This window comes from Bacillus sp. V2I10 (assembly GCF_030817055.1).
Classification (GTDB): domain Bacteria; phylum Bacillota; class Bacilli; order Bacillales; family Bacillaceae; genus Bacillus_P.
The window spans coordinates 5,092,587-5,113,420 of sequence record NZ_JAUSYV010000001.1 but is presented as its reverse complement, the minus strand read 5'-3'; the positions used below and the strand labels follow the sequence as shown (position 1 = coordinate 5,113,420).

The 20,834-nt window shown below is 40.5% G+C and carries 17 protein-coding genes; 11 read left to right on the top strand and 6 right to left on the bottom strand.

The window, feature by feature from the left end:
• Nucleotides 1-288: 288 nt before the first annotated feature.
• The gene (locus QFZ72_RS25820; protein ID WP_307439034.1) at nucleotides 289-1,746 is read left to right on the top strand and encodes an amino acid permease; all 1,458 of its coding nucleotides are present in this window, start codon (nucleotides 289-291) and stop codon (nucleotides 1,744-1,746) included.
• A 299-nt stretch (nucleotides 1,747-2,045) separates the two neighbouring features.
• On the opposite strand, the gene QFZ72_RS25815 is transcribed toward QFZ72_RS25820, so the two are convergent.
• Nucleotides 2,046-2,234: a hypothetical protein gene (locus QFZ72_RS25815; protein WP_307439032.1), complete on the bottom strand. Its 189-nt coding sequence runs from the start codon at nucleotides 2,232-2,234 to the stop codon at nucleotides 2,046-2,048.
• A 381-nt stretch (nucleotides 2,235-2,615) separates the two neighbouring features.
• Nucleotides 2,616-2,888, bottom strand: a complete 273-nt coding sequence (locus QFZ72_RS25810) for an acylphosphatase (protein ID WP_307439030.1) — start codon at nucleotides 2,886-2,888, stop codon at nucleotides 2,616-2,618.
• Nucleotides 2,889-2,965: 77 nt separating this feature from the next.
• Here QFZ72_RS25810 and QFZ72_RS25805 point away from each other — a divergent pair, with 77 nt between their 5' ends.
• Entirely contained in the window at nucleotides 2,966-3,379 is a 414-nt protein-coding gene (locus QFZ72_RS25805; RefSeq protein WP_307439027.1) for a GNAT family N-acetyltransferase, read from the top strand.
• A gap of 205 nt (nucleotides 3,380-3,584) precedes the next feature.
• Here QFZ72_RS25805 and QFZ72_RS25800 read toward each other — a convergent pair whose 3' ends face one another.
• Nucleotides 3,585-3,776: a response regulator transcription factor gene (locus tag QFZ72_RS25800; protein WP_307440014.1), complete on the bottom strand. Its 192-nt coding sequence runs from the start codon at nucleotides 3,774-3,776 to the stop codon at nucleotides 3,585-3,587.
• A gap of 973 nt (nucleotides 3,777-4,749) precedes the next feature.
• On the opposite strand from QFZ72_RS25800, the gene QFZ72_RS25795 reads away from it, so the two are divergent.
• Nucleotides 4,750-5,427, top strand: a complete 678-nt coding sequence (locus tag QFZ72_RS25795) for an MOSC domain-containing protein (RefSeq protein WP_307439026.1) — start codon at nucleotides 4,750-4,752, stop codon at nucleotides 5,425-5,427.
• A 23-nt stretch (nucleotides 5,428-5,450) separates the two neighbouring features.
• Here the strand turns inward: QFZ72_RS25795 and QFZ72_RS25790 are convergent, their stop codons facing one another.
• Nucleotides 5,451-6,722 (bottom strand): MDR family MFS transporter, encoded by a 1,272-nt coding sequence (locus QFZ72_RS25790; protein ID WP_307439025.1) that lies wholly within the window; start codon nucleotides 6,720-6,722, stop codon nucleotides 5,451-5,453.
• A gap of 181 nt (nucleotides 6,723-6,903) precedes the next feature.
• Between QFZ72_RS25790 and QFZ72_RS25785 the strand changes: the two genes are divergently transcribed.
• A complete protein-coding gene (locus QFZ72_RS25785; RefSeq protein ID WP_307439024.1) occupies nucleotides 6,904-7,698 on the top strand; it encodes a VOC family protein in 795 nt (264 codons plus the stop codon).
• 73 nt (nucleotides 7,699-7,771) lie between these two features.
• Here the strand turns inward: QFZ72_RS25785 and QFZ72_RS25780 are convergent, their stop codons facing one another.
• Entirely contained in the window at nucleotides 7,772-8,170 is a 399-nt protein-coding gene (locus tag QFZ72_RS25780) for a hypothetical protein (RefSeq protein WP_307439022.1), read from the bottom strand.
• Nucleotides 8,171-8,335: 165 nt separating this feature from the next.
• Here QFZ72_RS25780 and QFZ72_RS25775 point away from each other — a divergent pair, with 165 nt between their 5' ends.
• The 7 genes from QFZ72_RS25775 (at nucleotide 8,336) to QFZ72_RS25745 (ending at nucleotide 16,356) form a co-directional block, all read left to right on the top strand.
• Nucleotides 8,336-8,707: a DnaJ family domain-containing protein gene (locus tag QFZ72_RS25775; protein WP_307439021.1), complete on the top strand. Its 372-nt coding sequence runs from the start codon at nucleotides 8,336-8,338 to the stop codon at nucleotides 8,705-8,707.
• 26 nt (nucleotides 8,708-8,733) lie between these two features.
• On the top strand, nucleotides 8,734-10,098 hold the full coding sequence (locus tag QFZ72_RS25770) for an FAD-binding domain-containing protein (protein ID WP_307439019.1): 1,365 nt from the start codon (nucleotides 8,734-8,736) through the stop codon (nucleotides 10,096-10,098).
• Nucleotides 10,099-10,111: 13 nt separating this feature from the next.
• A complete protein-coding gene (locus QFZ72_RS25765; RefSeq protein ID WP_307439017.1) occupies nucleotides 10,112-10,762 on the top strand; it encodes a DUF429 domain-containing protein in 651 nt (216 codons plus the stop codon).
• A gap of 387 nt (nucleotides 10,763-11,149) precedes the next feature.
• On the top strand, nucleotides 11,150-12,565 hold the full coding sequence (gene treP / locus QFZ72_RS25760; RefSeq protein ID WP_307439016.1) for a PTS system trehalose-specific EIIBC component: 1,416 nt from the start codon (nucleotides 11,150-11,152) through the stop codon (nucleotides 12,563-12,565).
• Between the two features lie 67 nt (nucleotides 12,566-12,632).
• Nucleotides 12,633-14,318, top strand: a complete 1,686-nt coding sequence (gene treC / locus QFZ72_RS25755) for an alpha,alpha-phosphotrehalase (RefSeq protein WP_307440012.1) — start codon at nucleotides 12,633-12,635, stop codon at nucleotides 14,316-14,318.
• A 26-nt stretch (nucleotides 14,319-14,344) separates the two neighbouring features.
• Nucleotides 14,345-15,064: a trehalose operon repressor gene (gene treR / locus QFZ72_RS25750; RefSeq protein ID WP_307439014.1), complete on the top strand. Its 720-nt coding sequence runs from the start codon at nucleotides 14,345-14,347 to the stop codon at nucleotides 15,062-15,064.
• A 362-nt stretch (nucleotides 15,065-15,426) separates the two neighbouring features.
• On the top strand, nucleotides 15,427-16,356 hold the full coding sequence (locus tag QFZ72_RS25745) for an alpha/beta hydrolase (protein ID WP_307439012.1): 930 nt from the start codon (nucleotides 15,427-15,429) through the stop codon (nucleotides 16,354-16,356).
• Nucleotides 16,357-16,439: 83 nt separating this feature from the next.
• On the opposite strand, the gene QFZ72_RS25740 is transcribed toward QFZ72_RS25745, so the two are convergent.
• Nucleotides 16,440-20,648 (bottom strand): bifunctional 2',3'-cyclic-nucleotide 2'-phosphodiesterase/3'-nucleotidase, encoded by a 4,209-nt coding sequence (locus tag QFZ72_RS25740; protein WP_307439011.1) that lies wholly within the window; start codon nucleotides 20,646-20,648, stop codon nucleotides 16,440-16,442.
• Nucleotides 20,649-20,834 lie beyond the last annotated feature (186 nt).

The window sequence follows — 20,834 nt, the reverse complement described above, 5'->3', positions numbered from 1 at the left end:
CATGTAGGGAGTGAGGAATGTCGTACCAATTGGACGAGACATTGAAGAAATTGAAGATCAACCCTTTTTGATTTACACACGAAGGATAGAAAAAAATTTAGTAATGAGATTTGATGTCTAAGCTCCGTTTCCTTAAAAATCCAGTAAAGTGAAGCTTCCATTTGGGTAGTGGAACGAATCAGGGTCTTAAGTTAGAATAGGAAATGACTCTACTATCTGCTGTTAAGACAATTCTCTTTTATTATTTCTGAAAATTTAAAATTCAAATGAATAGTAGGTGGGAACCAAATGGACATGAATCTCATTGAAAATCAAGAACCGACAGTTAAAAGAAAATTGAAAGCAAGGCATATGTCTATGATCGCAATTGGAGGTTCTATCGGAACTGGCTTATTTTTGGCAAGTGGTGCAACCATCCAAAGTGCAGGACCTGGCGGATCTCTCACAGCATATGTATGCATAGGAATTATGGTTTATTTTCTTATGACTAGCTTGGGGGAAATGGCGACATATATGCCTGTATCTGGATCATTTTCTACCTATGCTACACGCTTTGTAGATCCCGCATTTGGTTTTGCGCTTGGCTGGAATTATTGGTTTAACTGGGCGGTCACCCTTGCGGTGGAAATAGCTGCGGCAGCTATCATTATGAAATTCTGGCTGCCTGAAGTGCCAAGCATTATTTGGAGTGCATTGTTCCTTGGACTCATCTTTATTCTAAACGCTCTATCCATTAGAAGTTATGGTGAATCAGAATATTGGTTTGCCCTAATAAAAGTCGTGGCCATCATTGTTTTTATCATTATTGGATTATTGACAATCTTGGGGATTTTTGGCGGAGATATGATTGGGTTTGAAAACTTTACTACGGGTGAAGCTCCTTTCAAGGGAGGATTTTTATCGATCATCAGTATCTTTCTTATCGCTGGATTTTCTTTCCAAGGTACAGAACTAGTTGGTATTGCTGCTGGCGAAAGTGAAAATCCTGAAAAAAATGTTCCAAATGCGATTCGCCAAGTATTTTGGCGCATCTTATTGTTTTACATCGGAGCCATTTTAATACTTGGTTTGTTAATTCCATATACGAGTCCAAGTTTATTAAGCGGAGATTTAGAAAATATTTCTGTAAGCCCTTTCACACTCGTTTTTGAACGGGCGGGACTTGCGTTTGCGGCTTCTGTCATGAATGCGGTGGTTTTAACATCGTTACTATCTGCAGGGAACTCTGGGCTTTATGCATCAACTAGGATGTTATGGTCGATGGCAAAAGATAATCAGGCTCCAAAGTTTTTAGCAAAAGTTAACCGCAGAGGAATCCCGATGAATGCTTTGATAATCACGACATTAATTGGAGGACTGGCTTTTTTAACGTCTGTTTTTGGGGATCATGTATTTACATGGCTTTTAAATGCTTCAGGATTAACGGGATTTATCGCTTGGATTGGAATTGCCGTTAGCCATTATCGTTTTAGACGTGCGTACGTAGCACAGGGCGGTGACATAAACGAGTTAAAATACAAAGCAAAATGGTTCCCGTTCGGTCCGATTCTTTCATTTATCCTTTGCATGGTTGTCATTGCAGGACAGAATTACGAGGCGTATTTAAGCGGCAGTATTGACTGGTATGGGGTCGCAGTCTCCTACATTGGTTTACCATTATTTCTAGCGATATGGTTAGGGTACAAGGTTTTTCATAAGACCAAATTAATTTCATTGAAAGATTGTCATTTTGAAAAATCACTGTAGGAAATATAAATAGAGTCTAGCAGCAGATAGAAGAAAATGATATCAAGTATAACCTGAGGTCCCTGCGGGACTCAGGTTCTTTTATTTAGATTGAATTCAGCAATAATTATAGAAAGAAATGTATTGCTATTGCTTGAAAACCTTGATAATAACAAAGAGAGAAAACGGGATAAATCGAATTGAGAAGGTTTTGAATATCAAGGTTAAATAAAGAACACACATATTTGATGTATCTAAAATGTGCGTTCTTTTTGTTTTCATATGTTTCCTTATCAAACATAAATAAAAATAGAATAAAGCTATTTTTTATTTACTTGACGTCCGCTTTTTTTTTGGCTCTGTGAACTTGTATTGCCGATAGAATATTCGTTTCCTGATTCAACATCATTTCTTAGATCCTGTTTCTCGATTTGATCTCTTGTCTGATCCTTATTCTGCATACCTTGTTTAGACATTCCTTTATCCATCTCGCTTTCAAATATAATCATCTTTAATATGCTCAAAAATAAGGAAAAAAATGATTAGTTTGATCAAAAGAAAATTACGGTGGATTCCTAACGTTGTAAATGGAAGAAGAGCATATGCACGGACACCTGGTGATTCGAATTGTATCCTAGAGAAGAAATAACGCCTGAATTAGGAGTTTACTGGAAAAAGGGAAGTAAATGCTGAATTTATGAGAGTATCTTAAAGATATTGGCGAGTAAAATGGTGAAAATGGAAAGAAAAAGCACCAAAATGGAAAGTAAATATCTATCACAGTAGTTACTGCTTAAAAAAACAACACATTCAATGTGTCGATGAGTCAGTTTGCGTTAAAATCATCTGTACTCACACCATTTTGACTTCAGCCCCATCAGCAATGCTTTTTAATACAATATTTCAAATGCAGAAAACGTCTCAGAATCACGTTCCTCTGTTACAGAAACGTTTTCTGCATTGGAATATCTATTTCCTTTTTTTAAAGCATTCAGAAAAACTTCTAAATGTCCGCTTTGTCCTTGAGCCATGATTTCCACAGACCCGTCTTCTCTATTTTTCACCCAGCCTGTCAGTTCGTTTTCCGCAGCTGACGTTTGGGTGTGAAAACGGAATCCGACTCCCTGTACTCTGCCAGTTACAATTATATGTAATGTTTTCATAGTAAAATCGCCTCCTTTTTTGTCTTTTCCCGCTGTTTTCTTATTATAATCAAAATATAAGTGACTCAAAGGAGATGATGCAGTTGAAATGGGAGAATGAAGGATATATCGTATCAGATGACAAAACGCTGCTTCAAATGGGAACAATAGAAGCTTGGCTCAGTGAAGCGTATTGGGCAGCAGGCCGCTCTAGAGAAATCATTATAAAAAGCATCCAACACTCCTTGTGCTTTGGAATGTATGATCCAGATGGCAGGCAAATAGGTTTTGCCAGAGTCATAACAGATCAGGCGGTTTTTTCGTGGATTATGGACGTGATCATTGATCAAGAATTCAGAGGAAAAGGCCTGGGAAAAAAGCTCGTTGAATGCATAATCGAACATCCGGACATTTTGCATACTAAAATGGGATTAGCTACAAAGGATGCTCACGGGCTTTATCGGCAGTTTGACTTTGAAATGGATGAGTGCATGAGGAGGCCACTCTTATAAAAAGCTGCGTTCGCATAGATTGCATAAGTAGACTCATTCACGTCTATCAGTAAAGTTTCGTGTTGCTTTCTATAAAATCGCTCAAAACTCACTCTGAAATAACATTTGAACGTACTTAAAACGACCTGAAAAGCAACGAAGTTTTTAGATAAGAGCCTATAAAAATATCAGCCCGTATGCAAATAAATGCAGCGGGCTTTTCTGCTTAATGTATCATTCTTTTTCTTAATCCGACAGCTACAGCCTCTGCTCGATGCTTCACCCCTAATTTTCGAATGACGGCACTTATGTAATCCCGGAAGGTAAATTCGCTGATCTTCATGTATGAAGCCATTTCTTTCATGCAATATCCATTTGCAAGATGCTGAAGCACTTCCGTTTCCCGGTTGCTTAATATGTGGTTTGAATGGGGAGCCGCAAATTCATGAAAGTAGTGGGATAGCTGCTCTGCGTGATTTTGAATCGAATGTTAACGGCCAGTGTAATGATCGGCGAGAACACAGCCTATGACGTTGCTTACCTGGCTGATTGGAATTATGGCAAGAGTTGAAAGCTTAAATTGATTAATATATTTTTTGGGAAAAGGAACGTTATTTTGTGTGAGGTCAATGAGCTGAAGCTGATTATTCTTAAGGGCATTGTATACTGGCGGGATGTAGTTCAGAGGGCGATTTAGAGAAGGTTATCCCGGCTGTTGCGCTTGATCCTGCAGCTGTGTCTTTTCCAATGCCGTCTGAATTGATCTATGCAATCAGTCAAAAGGTTGTGCCTGCGGGGGTGAAATGAAGAATTGCCCAGAGCATCCAATTTGGATGCTCTTTTTCAGGGTTTTAGGTACTCATACAGCATCTATGATACCCTGAAACAGGGAAAATCCATGTCTTAGGTACTCTTACGGCGTCTATGATACCCTGAATAAGGCAAACTCCGGGTTTTATGTACTCATACATACCCTGAAACAGGAAAAATCCTGGTTTTAGGTACTCATACAGCGCCTACGATACCCTGAAACAGGCGAAATCCATGTCTTAGGTACTCATACGGAGCCTATGATACCCTGAAACAGGGAAAATCCTGGTTTTATGTACTCATACGGCGTCTATGATACCCTGAAACAGGGAAAATCCATGTCTTAGGTACTCATACGGCGTCTATGATACCCTGAAGCAGGGAAAATCCTAGTTTTATGTACTCATACAGCGTCTACGATACCCTGAAACAGGCAAAATCCATGTCTTATGTACTCATACGGCGTCTATGATCCCCTGAAACAGGGGAAATCTTTATTCCTCCTATCTGGGTACTCACGTAATATTCGGGTGCAAGCTCTAAACTTTTAAATGTGCTGGCACCATCTTTGTGGGAAAATAATGATAAATAGTCAAAGACAGGATGGGGAAGCCGTGAAAAATAAGAGATATGCATTGGAATCACTGAATGTTGGCCTGCCGAGGAAGGTTTTATATAATGGCCGTGAAATTGAAACGGGAATATATAAGGAGTCTGTGGATCGGCAGCTTTTCCTCTCTAAAACGAATTTTGAAGGAGATGGCCAGGCAGATCTCGTACATCACGGAGGAGAGGACAAAGCAGTTTGCGTGTATTCGTTTGATCATTATTCTTTCTGGGAAAATGCCTTGAGTATGCGATTAGAGCCGGGAGCTTTCGGAGAAAACCTTACAGTCAGATGGCTGACGGAGGAAGATGTATATATTGGCGATGTTTTTCACCTTGGAGAAGCTGTAGTAGAAGTAAGCCAGCCGCGGCAGCCGTGCTTTAAGCTTGCTATGAAACACCAGGTGAATGATTTGCCGGTTCAGGTTCAAAATACGATGTTTACCGGCTTTTATTTTCGTGTTTTAAAAGAAGGAAAAGTCAGCAAAGAAGATGCTTTGGAGCTGATTGAATCACAAGCAAACGGTGTTTCCATTGCTGCTGCTAACCATATAAAATACCATGATAAACAAAATACGGAGGCTATAATGAGAATCCTTGAAGTAAAAGCATTGTCAGACAGCTGGAGATCTTCTTTTGAAAAAAGGCTTTAGAGATCAGTAAAAAGCACACGGACTTATGACCGTGTGCCAGCTGTACTTCTTTTCTCATAAACCGAAAACATCAACCAGTAGAGCAGCGCACTTACGCATGCAAGGATCCCGAAAATGGCAAACGTCCATTGAAAACCAAACCAGACCGTCATCGGGATGGAAAGCGGGGCAATCGTCCGCCCTACGGTATATCGAAGACTGGCTGCGGCAAAATATTGTCCTCGCATGTGTTCAGGAGCAAGCTTTGAGACGAAGCTTTGCTGCAAACCTGCGGTCATCAGTTCAGCAAATGTAAAGAGCGCCATAGCAAAAATAAGTCCCCAGATAAAGCTGAACTGTCCAAAGAGGAAGATCGACACTCCGTATAAAATAGAGGAAAGAATAAAAACGTTCCTTTCTTTATAGGCCGTCATCCACTTAGTTACGGAAATGGTCAGGATGGCTACAAGCAAGCCATTTTCTGAAAGCAGAAACCCGAAAGCCTGCTCACCCCCGAGAGAGACGGACCAATCTCCAATTGAGAACAGCTGCTCATTCTGCACGGTTTCTTTTGTATACACAGGAATCAGCATATCAAGCTGCATAAAGGTTTGAGCTGCAAGCACGCCTGCACCAATATAAAGAAGGAATGCTTTATCCTTAAAAATAATCTTATACTCCCGAATCTGATGAAGAAGAAATTCATACCACTTGGAGCCGCTGCCAAGCTTGCTGCCGGCAAAAGGGGCGGTTTCGCGCGTCCATAGAAAAAGCAATCCTGCAAGCAAGAAACAAACGACCCCTGCAAACACCAATAATTCAAAGAAATAATTCACATAGAAAATAGCACCCAAAATCGGGCCAATGACGACGGCCAGGTTAATGGACGTGTAGAAGACGGCAAACACATTGCTTCGGTCTTTTTCTTCTACGACATCTGCAATCATGGCCTGACTTGCCGGCCAATAAAATGATCCGAAAACTCCTGCAAGCGCAAAGCAGAAAAAACCAAGAAGCGGAGCTTCAAACCATGGGGAAACGGAAAGAGCAAACGTAAGAAATGACAGTCCCTGACCAACAGCAGACAGCACCATCATTTTCTTCCTTCCGAACCGGTCCGCGCAGTAGCCTCCCATTAAATTCGCCATAACAGAAAAAACCTGCGAAAACACAAGCAGAAATCCTGCCTGCTCCTTCCCGAATTCCTCAGCAAAATAAATCGTCAAAAAGGGGAAAAACATCCAATATGTAATATTCATCAATGCTTCGCCAAATAAGCGTATTTTTAAATTTCGGTCCCAATCCCTAAGTCTCATGCTGCTATCCTCGCTTTTTCAAAATCACACCTTCTCTATGATACCCCTCAGCTGAATAGAAGAGCAACGTATTCATGCTTGTGAATACCTTTAAGAGATGATAAGTTTTAATGAAAGACCGTTTTGGATATATTTATAGAATAAGAGAGAGAATCACCCGCTTTAAGAAAGGAGTAAATCTATGGAATTCAAACTTGATCACATCGTTCATTTTGTTGACAGGCATCCACTTGAAGCCGCAAATATGTTCATAAAACACGATTTACATGCTGTTATGGGCGGACGTCATGAAAACTGGGGGTCTCACAACAGCCTGTGTTATTTCAGCGATCTGGCCTACTTGGAGTTTCTTGCTGTTGAAGACCGCAAGAAAGCAAATGCGGCAAATAATCCGCTTATTCACCGGCTGTTAAAGCAGCGTGCTGAAGGCTTGGGGCAGCTTGCAATCCGGACTGACCGGATTGAGGAAGTGAAACAGAAGCTTGAAGAAAAGGGGCTTGAGACAGGAGAAGTCATTGATGCCAGCAGAAAAAGAGAGGATGGCAGCTTATTAGAATGGAAAATGCTCTTCATACAACAAAGTGATGAAGACTGTCCGCTGCCTTTTTTTATCCAATGGAACCAGACAGATGATGAACGGAAGCAAGACTTGTATAAGAACGGTGCTTTGGGGGCTCAAAACCTGGACGTATCTATTTCAGCCGTACATTATATCGTAAAAGATTTAAATTCCGCTGTTACCAAATGGAGAAAATACTTTGATTTGCCAAGGGGAGAGGAAACGGTGAATGATGAGTGGCGAGCAAGAAGCTATGCCATCAAGCTTCCATCCTTTCAGCTCATTTTTACAGAAGCATCCGGAGCAGGCACCGTTCAGCAAATGCTTGCGAAGAAAGGCGAAGGTCCATATTTGGTTGAATTCGATCCGCCGGTTTTTAAATCCTACTATCAAATTTGCAGCAGTATGTTTAAATAAAAAATCCGCTTCCTTTCTATCTGGAAGCGGATTTTTTATTAAAGAATGGTTGATCTTCTTTTATCTTATATCCTTATTTAATTGGCTTAACCACAATAGCCTGAGAGCTTTTTTTAATCAGACAGTCTTTTAATTCCTCTTCGGAAACCATTCCAAGTGTAAGGGCGGCATCAATTTTTTGCTTGTCAGGCTGTTTTACTGAAATAATACAATCAGTTAAATTTAAGTCTTCTAAAACCTTGACTGTTTTCTCAGGATGATATTGTTCTGAATGCCGGATCTGCCTCTGAATCTTATAATCACCGATTCTCTCTTCCCCTTTACAGAGATTTCCGTGCGCATGATCAAAAAAGGAATTGAAGATTTTTTTCATCTCTGCAAGTTCCTCTTCAATCCTTTTCGCCTTTTCATTCAATAAAGCATATCGTGCAACCATTTCCTCAGGAATTTGAAAGGTTTTTGAATCGCTCATTTGGATGCCTCCGTTTTTCGTGTGATTCTAAACTATATGCTATACAGCCTGGATGTAGAACGTTTGTTTGATTCTTTGTCATGAAACATCTATATTTTAAGAAGGAATAACGCAGCTGATTGTATAACCTAAGAAAGAGAAGGATTTTTAAGTGGAGGGAGAAAAATGGATTTGTTCACGATTCTTTCAGAAGATAAAATTAAACAGGCGATAAAAGATGGCGAGTTTAAACAGCTTCCCGGTATGGGAAAGCCTCTTGAGCTTGAAGATTTGTCCCATATCCCGCCTGAACTCCGAATGTCCTATAAAATGATGAAAAATGCGAACATGATGGATGAAGACATCGAGCTGAAAAAAGCGATTCATACGTTAGAGCAGCTGATTGCCCAATGTCCGGATGAAATGGAGAAAGAAAAGCTGCAGGTGCAGCTGAACGAGAAAGCATTTCAGCTTGATAAAGTTCTAAAGAAAAGAAATACCTTCAGTTCAAGAGCTTCTGCTTTTTATAAAGATAAGATTTATTCGAAATGGTCCTAATAGACATCGATGATGGAGTGATTCTCATGAACGTCGTCTGGTTTAAACGTGATTTACGAATAGCTGATCATAAGCCGCTTGCTGACGCAGCTCTTTATGGGGAAGTTCTCCCGCTGTATGCAGCCGAACCATCCATATGGTCTGGAGAAGACTATTCTGCAAGGCACTTTCAGTTTGTCCGGGAAAGCTTAGAGGAACTGCAGGGTGCTTTGGAAGATAGGGGCGGCAGGTTATTCACCTATATGGGGGAGATGGAAGAGGCGCTTTCTGCACTCTTTGAAACATATGGCCCATTCACTTTGTATGCTCATGAAGAAATGGCAGGGCCACGTGTACATGACAGGAATGCAAGAGTGAGAGAATGGATGAATGGTAGAGGTCTCAGGTTTTTGGAGTATCCTGTTAATGAAAAAAACAGCGGAAGAAAACTTCAGGAAAGATGGAACGGTTTTTGTCGAAGTAAGCATTTCAGCCGCACTGAGCATGTCGAAGTACCAAAAACCATTCCAGAAAGCTTTTTCATTGGGGCGGAAAAACTTAAATCTTTTCCTGGCAGTGGGGAACCAATCAGATTTGGCCAGCAGGGCGGTGAACAGCAAGCGCTTGAAACGCTTGAAACCTTTTTGGAGGAACGATTTCACTTATACGAAGAGCATGGTTCTAACCTTCTTCAATCAACTGTTTCATCAAGCAGGCTTTCGCCATATTTGGCATGGGGAAATATTTCGTTTCGTACAGTTGTCCAGAAAACGTCGATAAAGATAGAAAATTGTGATAATTTGTTTCTTGTGAAACAATTAACATCTTTTCAGGAGCGGCTTAAGGAAAGATGGAAGCTGATGGAGCAGGAAAATCTCCTTGAATTGCTGCCTTTGCCTGATGAAAAAGGTGCAGGCGATAATTTGTTTTTGAGATGGTTTGAAGGGCAAACTGGGATTCCCATGATAGATGCATCAATGATTTGTCTTCATAAAACCGGGTGGATCCCCTCAAAATATCGGGGTATGCTCGCGTCTTTTGCTATCAATACGCTTTCTCTGAACGTGCAAAAGTGTTCGGATTCGCTAGCTTCCCTTTTTCTGGACTATGAGCCCATCATTCATGTTCACCAGATTCAAAAGATGCAGGAGAAAGTGCAGGATCCAGTAAAAATAGGAAAAAAAGAAGATCCAGACGGGGTTTTTATTAAGAGATACTTACCAAGTCTTTCGAATGTTCCTGCTAAACATATCCATGAGCCTTGGCATTATCCCGGTTTTTTTCGCTTGGATTATCAGGCGCCAATAGTAGATATTAAAAAAGTGAATCAGGCTGCAAGGAAAACCAAGTCGGGTATATCAGAACGACCTTCAAAGTCCTCTGATCATGAACAATTGAAATTCGATTTGTGAAAGGAGATTTCTTTTGTACGTAGTAGGAATTGATCTGGCCGGACCTGCGAATCATCAGGATACCGCAATGGCGATTTTTAAGAAGGAAGGGAATGTCCTTGTCCTTCAGAAACTTACCATTAATAATAGTGACAGAAAAATTATTGAAACAATTGGAGCGCTTTCTTCTTGCGGAGAAGAGGTCATAGCAGGATTAGATGCCCCTTTATCCTATCAGGACGGCGGCGGGGATCGTCCCTCTGATAAAGAGATAAGAAATGCTATAAGAGCAGCAGGACTTTATCACGGCTCGATTATGCCGCCTACCTTCCATCGAATGGTGTATCTGACTCTGAGGGGGATTGGCCTAAGCAGATCTCTGCAGAAACTGAACGCATCCATTGTGGAGGTTCACCCTGGAGCTGCTCTGGGACTGAGGCTGAAGGAGGAAGACCGCAATCTTGCTCTTACATATAAAAAGAATGATGAATCAAGGCTTCATCTTATTCCTTATTTTGACCAATGGGGAGTGAAAGGAATAACTGCTGAATCCATTGATTCAAGCCACGGGCTGGATGCATGTGCAGCTGCCCTGGCTGCATGGCACTGGGGAGATCCGGATTATATGCCGAAGTTAAATGTGCCGGCATCACCCCCTTTTCATCCATTTGATTTTTGCTGCTGATTTAAACCACGCTAAATAGGGCGTGGTTTTTTGTTTGAGGAAAAGGGGTTTGGGCAGTCAAAGGGCAAGCTATATTAAATCATCACTGCAGACTCAAAAAATATTAAATAGAGTGCTTTTTTGAAGGAGTTAGAGGGTATGGATAAATGAAGTGTGTGAACACAAGATTCACGAACGAAAAAATGGAAGGATTTGGTAATATCCTGTATAACAGGATAAGCAGCCAGAAAAATGAAAACGATTACTCTTTTTTGTTGACAACATGTATATACAGGAATACAATGAGCTAGTAACTTGTATATACAGGAAGGCAAAAGAATATAAATTGCTGACTCTTTTAAGCAATACTAGGTTAATAATGAAAACGATTACGGGAGGTTGAAAAAGATGAGTGTGAACAAACAGGAAGTCCGCGATATCGTCGATGCTGTCGGCGGCAAGGACAACATTGCAGCAGCTACCCACTGTGTCACTCGTTTACGATTTGCTTTGAAAGATGAAAGGAAAGTGGATAAAGAAAAACTGGATCAGATTGATATGGTTAAAGGATCTTTTTCAACAAATGGCCAATTCCAGGTAGTGATTGGACAAGGTCTTGTTGATAAAGTTTACAAGGAGATGGCAGAACAAACGGGAATGGGCGAGTCTTCAAAAGAAGATGTAAAAGATGCAGCTTCAAGCAATTTGAATCCTCTTCAAAAAGCCGTTAAAATGCTGGCTGATATTTTTATTCCGATTTTGCCGGCTATCGTAACGGCTGGTTTGTTAATGGGAATAAATAATATTCTGAGCGGTTCGGGAATTTTCTTTGATGATAAATCTCTGATTGAAGTTTATCCGCAATGGGCTGATTTATCAGGCATTATCAACTTGATTGCGAATACAGCGTTTACATTCCTCCCAGCTCTAATCGGCTGGTCGGCTGTGAAACGCTTTGGAGGAAGTCCGCTTCTTGGGATTGTTCTCGGTTTAATCCTCGTGCATCCCGATCTTCTGAATGCATGGGCATATGGGGAAGCTCAGGCTAAAGGGGAGGTTCCGGTGTGGAACTTATTCGGCCTCGAGATTGAAAAGATCGGCTATCAGGGGCAAGTTCTTCCTGTTCTGTTTGCCTCTTATTTACTCGCTAAAATTGAAGTCTTTTTAAATAAAAGGGTACCTGATTCAATTAAGCTATTAGTGGTTGCCCCAATTACCTTATTAGTGACTGGCTTTGCTGCTTTCATCTTAATTGGACCAATTACGTTTGCAGCAGGAAACTTCATTACTGACGGTGTTATTGCCATTTTTGATAACTTTGCAGCTCTTGGCGGTTTGCTCTATGGAGGTTTCTACTCACTGCTTGTTGTAACAGGCATGCATCATACTTTCCTTGCAGTTGACCTGCAGCTTGTAGCAAGTGCTGGAGGCACATTCTTATGGCCGATGCTTGCATTATCGAACATCGCACAGGGTTCAGCGGCATTTGCCATGATGCGCATTGTGAAGGATGAAAAACAAAAAGGTTTGGCTCTGACTTCAGGAATTTCGGCTTACCTTGGTATTACAGAACCTGCTATGTTTGGTGTGAATCTTAGATATCGCTATCCATTCATCGCTGCCATGATCGGTTCTGCAATCGCAGGGATCTTTATTACAATCAATCATGTAAAAGCATTCTCAATTGGTGTAGGGGGAATCCCTGGATTCTTATCCATCCAATCTGAATACTGGACGGCATTCTTTATCGGAATGGCCATCGCAATCGTTGTGCCATTCGTACTGACTTACGTATTTGCCAAGTTTAATTGGAAGAAAAAATAATAAACAAAAAGGACAAGCCATTGTCCTTTTTGCCGTTTAAATCTAAAAGATGGTGGTGCATGTGAAAATGAAACAGCCTTGGTGGAAAAAATCAGCGGTTTATCAAATTTATCCGAAAAGCTTTAATGATACGAATGGGAACGGAGTAGGCGACATTCAGGGCATCATAGAAAAATTAGATTACTTAAAAGAGCTCGGCATTGATGTTGTATGGCTGACGCCAATTTATGAATCTCCTCAAAAAGACAACGGCTATGACATCAGCGACTACTATTCCATTCACGAAGAATATGGAACGATGGAGGATTTTGAATCTCTTTTACAAGAGGCTCACGATCGCGGGATTAAAATCATCATGGATATCGTTGTAAATCATACTTCTACTGAGCACGCATGGTTTAAGGAAGCACAATCATCAAAAGAGAATCCTTACCGTGATTTCTATATTTGGAAAGAAGGAAAGGAAGACGGCTCTGAACCGACGAACTGGATTTCAAAATTCGGCGGCTCAGCATGGAAGCTGGATGAAAATACAGGCGAATACTATCTCCATCTGTTTGACGTCACTCAGGCTGACTTGAACTGGGAGAATGAAGAAGTCCGCAGAAAAGTCTATGAAATGATGCAGTTCTGGTTTGAAAAAGGTGTAGACGGCTTTAGACTTGACGTGATCAATCTCATTTCGAAAAATCAGGATTTCCCGGATGATGACGGAAGCACAGCTCCTGGCGACGGCCGCAAGTTTTACACAGACGGTCCGCGCGTGCATGAATATATGAAAGAAATGAACAAGGAAGTTTTCTCGAAATATGACAGCATGACGGTTGGGGAAATGTCTTCAACTACGATCGAAAACTGTATTAAGTATTCAAATCCGGAATCTAGAGAACTTAGCATGACATTTAATTTTCATCATTTGAAAGTGGATTACCCGAACGGGGAGAAATGGGCACTGGCAGATTTTGATTTTGGTGCACTCAAGCAAATTCTTTCAACATGGCAGGTGGAAATGCACAAAGGCGGAGGCTGGAACGCACTGTTTTGGTGCAACCATGATCAGCCGCGGATAGTTTCAAGATATGGAAATGACGGTGAATACCGCATCGAGTCCGCTAAAATGCTTGCGACAACGATACACATGATGCAGGGAACTCCTTATATTTATCAGGGGGAAGAGTTTGGCATGACTAATCCAAAATTCGAAAGCATCAATGAATATCGGGATGTAGAAAGCCTGAATACTTTCGAAATTTTGAAAAACGCAGGGAAGTCAGAAGAAGAGATTATTGAGATTTTAAAAAGCAAATCGAGAGATAACTCACGTACGCCTGTTCAATGGAATGATTCCAAGCATGCCGGATTTACAACAGGAACACCTTGGATCAAACCTGCAAGCAATTATCCGGAAATCAATGCCGAGAATGCTCTTCAGGATGAAAATTCAGTTTTTTATCACTATCAAAAACTGATTCAGCTTAGAAAAGACATTGATTTAATCACTTACGGAGATTATGAACTGATTCTTGGGGATCACTGCAAGCTGTTTGCTTATGTGAGAAACGGTAATGGAGAGAAGCTGCTGGTCATCAACAACTTCTATGAAAAGGAAACAGTATTTACTTTGCCGGATCATTTTGATGCAGCAGGATATTACAGTGAAATTCTTATCTCCAACTATCCTGATTCTGCGCAGACATTTAAAGAAGTGACATTGCGCCCGTTTGAGTCCATCGTTTATCATCTTAAGAAGTAATGGTAAACTAATAGTGGTGGTTAAAGATGAAAACAAACAATAAATATTTGGCAATTTTTCAGGAGCTATCAGACAGGATTAAACAAGGACTTGTAAAAGTGAATGAAACCTTGCCCTCTGAAAACGAGCTCGCCGTGCAATATGAGACTTCAAGGGAAACGATTCGCAAGGCCCTTAATCTTCTTGCACAAAATGGATACATTCAAAAAGTTAAAGGTAAAGGATCAATTGTTCTCGATGTAACGAAAATGAGCTTCCCTGTTTCGGGTCTCGTCAGTTTCAAAGAGCTTTCGCAGAACTTAGGAAGAACCTCTCAAACAGCAGTTGAGAAATTCGGCCTCATCAAACCAGGTGATTTTATCATGCAGCAGCTGAACCTCGGTGCACGTGACGAAGTCTGGGAGGTTGTACGCTCAAGAAAAATTGACGGCGAGAACATCATCCTTGATAAAGATTATCTCAATCGCAGGCACATTCCTTTTTTATCAAAGGAAATATGCGAGGACTCGATCTATAGCTATATTGAAGAAGAATTGAAATTAAAGATCAGCTTTGCAAAAAAAGAAATTGTTGTGGAAGAGTGCACAGAGGAAGATTATCAATACCTGGATTTAAAAAATTTCCAGCATATTGTCGTTGTGAAAAATCACGTTTATCTGGAAGATACAAGTCTGTTTCAGTACACAGAATCACGCCACAGAATTGATAAATTCAGATTTGTTGATTTTGCGAGAAGAGGACATTAAAAAGTCAGGCATGTGCCTGGCTTTTTTTTATGAGTATATATGCAGAATTTGATTGGCAGAAGACCGATAAAATAGCGATTTAAACTGATAAAATTGTAATTTTAAAATGTGAAGTAAAACTGATAAAACATCGAACAAGACTGATAACATTTTGGGGTTGGCTGATCACGACAATTTTTTGCTTCACTTTCCACACCTCATTCAATCTGTCATTATACTGTTAGCATTCACAGACACCAAAGTTTCAATATACTCTGCATAATTTAAAAAACTTTTACAGAACTTAAAACAGCAGCTTTACATTTTTCACCTATGATGGAAGGGAATAATATGATGGAAAAAAGGGAAGTGAAGGTGATTCCATGTGGATTATTGTTTGTTCCATATTCGCCGTTTTTTTAACTATCCTCGCTGTGTCCTGTTTTTTCAGCAGCATGATTACCGTTCCTAGAAAAGTGGCATACGAAAAAACGTATTTGCTTGGAGTAGAGAGCGGAGAAATCAATACTGATATTTTTGAAAGCGCTCAAAAAGAAGAATGGTTTATCGACTCTTTTCATGGCTATCAAATTCACGGAATGTGGTTTCCTGTATCTGAGAGCAAAAAAGCCATCATTATCGCACATGGAATTACCTGGTCTCTGTTCGGGAGCTTCAAATATGTAGAAATGTTTCAAAAAAGGGGATATCACGTGCTCCTATGCGATCACCGTTTTCATGGTTTGAGCGGAGGAGATCACACATCTTTCGGTTATTATGAAAGTGATGACTTAAAAGCATGGGTGGACTGCCTTCATGAAAAATTGGGGAAAGATGCTTTTGTAGGGATTCTTGGGGAATCACTTGGAGCAGCTTCTGCCCTGCAATATGTAAAAAAAGATCCAAGAGTCGCGTTTTGCATCGCGGATTGTGCATTCAGCGATCTGACGGAATTGCTGAAAACAAGGCTCAGAATTGATTTTAAAGTTAAGTTTTACCCGCTGATCTCCTGGACCAGTATTGTAACAAAGATTCGCTATGGCTGGGGATTTGAAGAAATAAAGCCTGCCCGGGACCTTGAACATACGAAAACGCCGATTCTTTTTATTCATGGAAAAGAAGATCATTTTATCCCGATGAAAATGACGCTTGATATGTATCATTTGAAAAAGGGAATAAAGCAGCTGTATTTAGTTCCAAAAGCAGGGCATGCCCAGGCTTTTTTAACAGATCCTAAAGGATATGAGAGAAAGGTTCTGGAGTTTATTGCAACTATAGAAAAGTATAAAGAGAGTGCAGCGGAGATGATATAAGGTTGAGACTGATCAGATGGGTCTTTCAGCAATTTACTCCATAAAAATAACCTCTTCTCGTTTTGAGAAGGGGCTTTTCTTCATTATTTATTCCCTAACCTGCGTCTTTGAATGAAGTAAAAAATGCTTCCTGCAAGCAAAATGCTTAAGCCTGTCAGGATAATGTTGAATGAGCTTGTTGCCGTGTGAGGAAGTCCGTTCCCTCCGTTATTGTGATTGCCTTTATCAGGGCTGTTTCCATGTCCTGGGCCGCTGCCCGGGTTATTTCCATTCCCGGAACCTTTGCCAGGACCGTTTGCATCAGCTGATTCTAATACGGTAAACTCGCTGAAATGGCTTGTATACCCATAAACAGTACCGTCTTCATAGACTCCATCCAGTTTTTTAAGTTTTTCTTTTTCACGGTCCACATAATAGACTCGAGGATTTTCAGCATTTTCAACGAAGAAGGCAATTGCCGCTTCCTCTTTGAATTTAGTCAGAGCTTGTCCATCTTGTGTGAGCGTAAAGTCATATGTGTCAGTTAATGCATCTTCGATTTCTTCCGTTTTTGCAAATGAAATACTGGTTTCTTTTTCTTCAAGATTTGAAAGCGGAATATCAAGTCCGACAGCTTCATTATTGAAAGACAGACTGGATTCTTTCGCTTTTAATGCTGCGATTTGGCTGTTTGTGAACTTCAGTTCAACTGCATCAAATTCAGATGTTCCGAAAAGGTCGATCAGGACTTCATTTGTATGTTCAACATACGGAATGAAAGTATCATCAAATGTAATCGTTGCTTTATTGTCTTGAACATCAACTGAAGGTGTGAAATATTCCATAATGCGTCCTTCAATTTCTGGCTGAACGGATTTTTCTGCTACAAGCTGCTCAAGGAACACTTCATAATCTACGAAGAAAAGATCTTCAGCATAGGAGGCTTCCTTAAAGACATCATATCCGTCACCGCCGGCACCCATAAATCCATTTGTTGCAATACGGTATGATTTTTCCAGCTCTATAGCAGAGAAGGTTCCATCTTCATTCTCGACTTGAACATCCATTATTCTCTCTCCTGCAGGAAGACCTTTAGAGAAAGAGAACTTAACTCCTGCAACTTGAGGGAACTGTCCTTTTCCTTCTTCTGCCGCACTTACTCCGTGCTCAAGTGCTTCGACAATCTGCTCCCCTGTTACATCAAGAACAAATAATGTATTTCCGAAAGGCATGACCGTCAATACTTCTCCGAGATTAATATCACCTTCGTTGATGGATTCACGGATTCCTCCGCCGTTTGTAATCGCGAGCTGAGCACCTTTTGCTTCTTTCGCTTTTGCAAGCATTCCATCAGCTATCAGGTTTCCAAGGTTTGTTTCTTTTGAACGGACGTTTTCGCGTTTTCCGTCCAGAGCAACTTTTGTATGTCCGACTACTTTATCTTTAAAGCTGTTAATCTCTTCTTTGTAGCCATCCAACAATGCTTTTGCTTCAGGATCTTCTGCTATTGTTTTATCGATGGCAATCAGTTCAGTACTTGATTCAGCAGGAACGACTAAACCATCTTTGTTAAAGGCAACATCAAGTTTACCGAGGAACTTGCCGTAATCCTGCACTTGGGCAACAATCGTAGGCGTTTCATCCTCATCTACTACTTTTAATGTATCGACTAGTGTATGTGTGTGGCCGCCGATAATCACATCAATTCCTTCAACTTTTTCAGCAAGCTCAAGGTCTTTTTCGTATCCAAGGTGAGTAAGAGCAATTACCTTATCGACTTTTTCTGTTTCTGTAATGGTTTTTATTGTTGCTTCAGATGCTTTGATAGCATCCTTGAATACAATGTTTTCACCAGGGCTTGAAGCTTCAGGCGTATCTTCTGTTGTCAGACCGTAGAGAGCAACCTTCTCCCCATTCACATCAAGAATGATGTAGGGATAGATAACGCCTTCTTTTTTCAATGGAAAGTCTTTAGGATCTTTTACTAAATCACTCAATTTTGGTTCGTTGCCTACATCTACATTGGAACTGACAATCGGGAACTTCGCTTTTTCAATAAAAGCTCTTAATACATCAGGTCCTTTGTCAAACTCATGATTTCCAAACGTCATTGCATCATATTGCATCATGTTCATAAATTCGACATCGGCAAGTCCGTTCCATCTAGTAAAATATAAATCTCCTGAGAATACATCGCCGGCATCTAATAAAATGCTGTTTTCCTCTTGTGTACGAATTTCTTTTACCTTTGCAGCACGTCGGGCGACGTCATCAAGATGTGCATGTGTGTCGTTGGTGTGCATAACAGTTAATTTCCAGCTGTCAGAAGGAGGCGTGACTTCGCTGCCTTTTAAATCAAGGGAATACTTTGCAAACCCATCAGCTGCTTCTCCTGCATATCGGATATTTTCCGTTTTTTCGGCAAAATCCTTTGCAGCGGGAGTTGATTCAAATACAACTTCAGCATCTCCCTTAATTGGAGCGATTGACCAGTTTCCGTCAGCAGAAGGGTTGATTGTCTGTTCTTCTGTAATATAGTTCATTAAGGCCTGACGATTTTCATCTGCTGAAATGTACGCAATATTTTCTGACTCCATGTTAGGGAATCCGCCGCCTCCGGAAGCACGGTAGTTATTAGTAACAATTAAAAACTCTTGCTCCGGGCTGACTTCCTTGCCTTCATATTGGAAGTTAACGATTCTGCGTGAATCAGCGTTTATCACTTTTCCATCGGCCGAGTATTTAGCGGGCTTTGTCACATCAATTTGATAGGTAACGCCGTCAATGACGTCAAAGTTATAAGATCTGAAGTTTGCATCAAGCAATGGCTGTTCGCCTGTTTTAGCAGGATCAATCTGATTAAATTGTCCGGCAGACATCTCTAGCCATTCCTTTACTTGAGATCCGTTCAGCTTTATGATCTGCACGGTATTGTCGTAAAGATATAAATCACCGATATTTTTGATGGCCAAATCGCCTTTTGCAATATTTGTGTAATAATCAACACCGTTGCGTCCGCCGGCTTTAAACGGTGCAGCAGCGGAAAGGATCGGCAGCCCCTGTAACTTAGGATTTTCGGCAGCGATTTTTTTCGCATACCATGTTTGAGCATCGTTTACAATCTGCACTGAAGGATCATCCTGCACTAAAGCAAAGAAGCTGTTAATGGGTGCTTCTGTTGTTCCTACTGCTTTTCTTACATAGTTAAGAGTGCTTTCGTGAGTTGATTTGATTGAATTTACGATTTCTTCATCTTTAGTTGTGACAGAAGTGATTGGAGCAGCAGTTGACTGAGAATCATTAACCGTCCATTTTCCGTCTTTTTGGCCTAATTTCAAATCGATTATACCTAAGTGGCTTCCCCAGTTCTTAGGCATGACTACCGGCACGCCGTTTACTGTCCCTTTAGCATTGTCGATTTCAGCAATTCCATTGTACTTTTTGTCTCCGGGGAAAAGACCATGCTGATGACCTGATACGATTGCATCAATGCCTGGTACTTCCTTAGCCAAATCAAAGACCATATTTTCAGATCCTGCAGCCTGCGAAGCGGTAACTATTCCAGTGTGAGCCATGACAACAATTAAGTCTGCACCTTTTGCTTTCATTTCAGGTATGACCGTTTTGGCTATTTCAACTATGTCTTTTGTGATAACTTTTCCTTCAAGATGCTTCTTGTCCCAAACGTTGATTTGTGGAGGGACGAAGCCAGTGTATCCAATTTTAACGGTATGCTTATTGCCGGTATTATCAATAAGTTCTTTTTCTTTAATAGCGTATTGTTCGAAATAAGGCTTGTCAGTTTGAGCATCAAAAATGTTTGCACTAACCACAGGGAAGTTTGTCCCTTTGAGAGAGCCGTTAAGATAGTCTAATCCATAATTAAACTCATGATTTCCAAGCGTGCCTGCATCAAACTGAAGGGTGTTCATTGCATCGAAAATAGGATTTGTTTTCGTGCCGGCTGCTATATCAGCACCTAAATTTTTATAAACATATTCACCCAGCGGATTTCCTTGAATAAGATCTCCGTTATCTACTAAAATACTGTTTTTTGCACTTTTTCGGTATTCATCAATTAAAACAGCTGTACGGGCTAATCCGTAGCTCGCCGATTCTTTATCTGAATAGTAGTCATAGTCCATAATGTGGGCATGAATATCGGTTGTTTCCAGCAAACGCAGATCAATCGAGGGAAGCTCCTCAGCCGCTGCATTTAATGCCGGGAAGGGGAGAACACTTAGTAAAACAAGGAAAGCCGCAAATGAATTGAATAATTTCTTGCCAAACGTATTGTTTGTTTTTCTTTTCACAAACATCCACCTTTCAGTATTTATCACAACATTTAAATTTTATAAATATTTTGTCTATAAATCTATGAGTATTTTGTCATTTATTGTTAAAATAAAGTAAAGATTATCAAAACTTTGTATTTACATTTACCGTCTTTTTGTGGGTATAAATGACTGTTATTGAAGATTTTTTTGTCTTTTGGTTCG

Excerpts from the sequence above, each read along its gene's own strand:
- QFZ72_RS25820 (WP_307439034.1), top strand. The coding sequence starts at position 289 with ATGGACATGAATCTCATTGAAAATCAAGAACCGACAGTTAAAAGAAAA.
- QFZ72_RS25815 (WP_307439032.1), bottom strand. The coding sequence starts at position 2,234 with ATGATTATATTTGAAAGCGAGATGGATAAAGGAATGTCTAAACAAGGT.
- QFZ72_RS25810 (WP_307439030.1), bottom strand. The coding sequence starts at position 2,888 with ATGAAAACATTACATATAATTGTAACTGGCAGAGTACAGGGAGTCGGA.
- QFZ72_RS25805 (WP_307439027.1), top strand. The coding sequence starts at position 2,966 with ATGCAGTTGAAATGGGAGAATGAAGGATATATCGTATCAGATGACAAA.
- QFZ72_RS25795 (WP_307439026.1), top strand. The coding sequence starts at position 4,750 with ATGATAAATAGTCAAAGACAGGATGGGGAAGCCGTGAAAAATAAGAGA.
- QFZ72_RS25790 (WP_307439025.1), bottom strand. The coding sequence starts at position 6,722 with ATGAGACTTAGGGATTGGGACCGAAATTTAAAAATACGCTTATTTGGC.
- QFZ72_RS25785 (WP_307439024.1), top strand. The coding sequence starts at position 6,904 with ATGGAATTCAAACTTGATCACATCGTTCATTTTGTTGACAGGCATCCA.
- QFZ72_RS25780 (WP_307439022.1), bottom strand. The coding sequence starts at position 8,170 with ATGAGCGATTCAAAAACCTTTCAAATTCCTGAGGAAATGGTTGCACGA.
- QFZ72_RS25775 (WP_307439021.1), top strand. The coding sequence starts at position 8,336 with ATGGATTTGTTCACGATTCTTTCAGAAGATAAAATTAAACAGGCGATA.
- QFZ72_RS25770 (WP_307439019.1), top strand. The coding sequence starts at position 8,734 with ATGAACGTCGTCTGGTTTAAACGTGATTTACGAATAGCTGATCATAAG.
- treP (WP_307439016.1), top strand. The coding sequence starts at position 11,150 with ATGAGTGTGAACAAACAGGAAGTCCGCGATATCGTCGATGCTGTCGGC.
- treC (WP_307440012.1), top strand. The coding sequence starts at position 12,633 with ATGAAACAGCCTTGGTGGAAAAAATCAGCGGTTTATCAAATTTATCCG.
- treR (WP_307439014.1), top strand. The coding sequence starts at position 14,345 with ATGAAAACAAACAATAAATATTTGGCAATTTTTCAGGAGCTATCAGAC.
- QFZ72_RS25745 (WP_307439012.1), top strand. The coding sequence starts at position 15,427 with ATGTGGATTATTGTTTGTTCCATATTCGCCGTTTTTTTAACTATCCTC.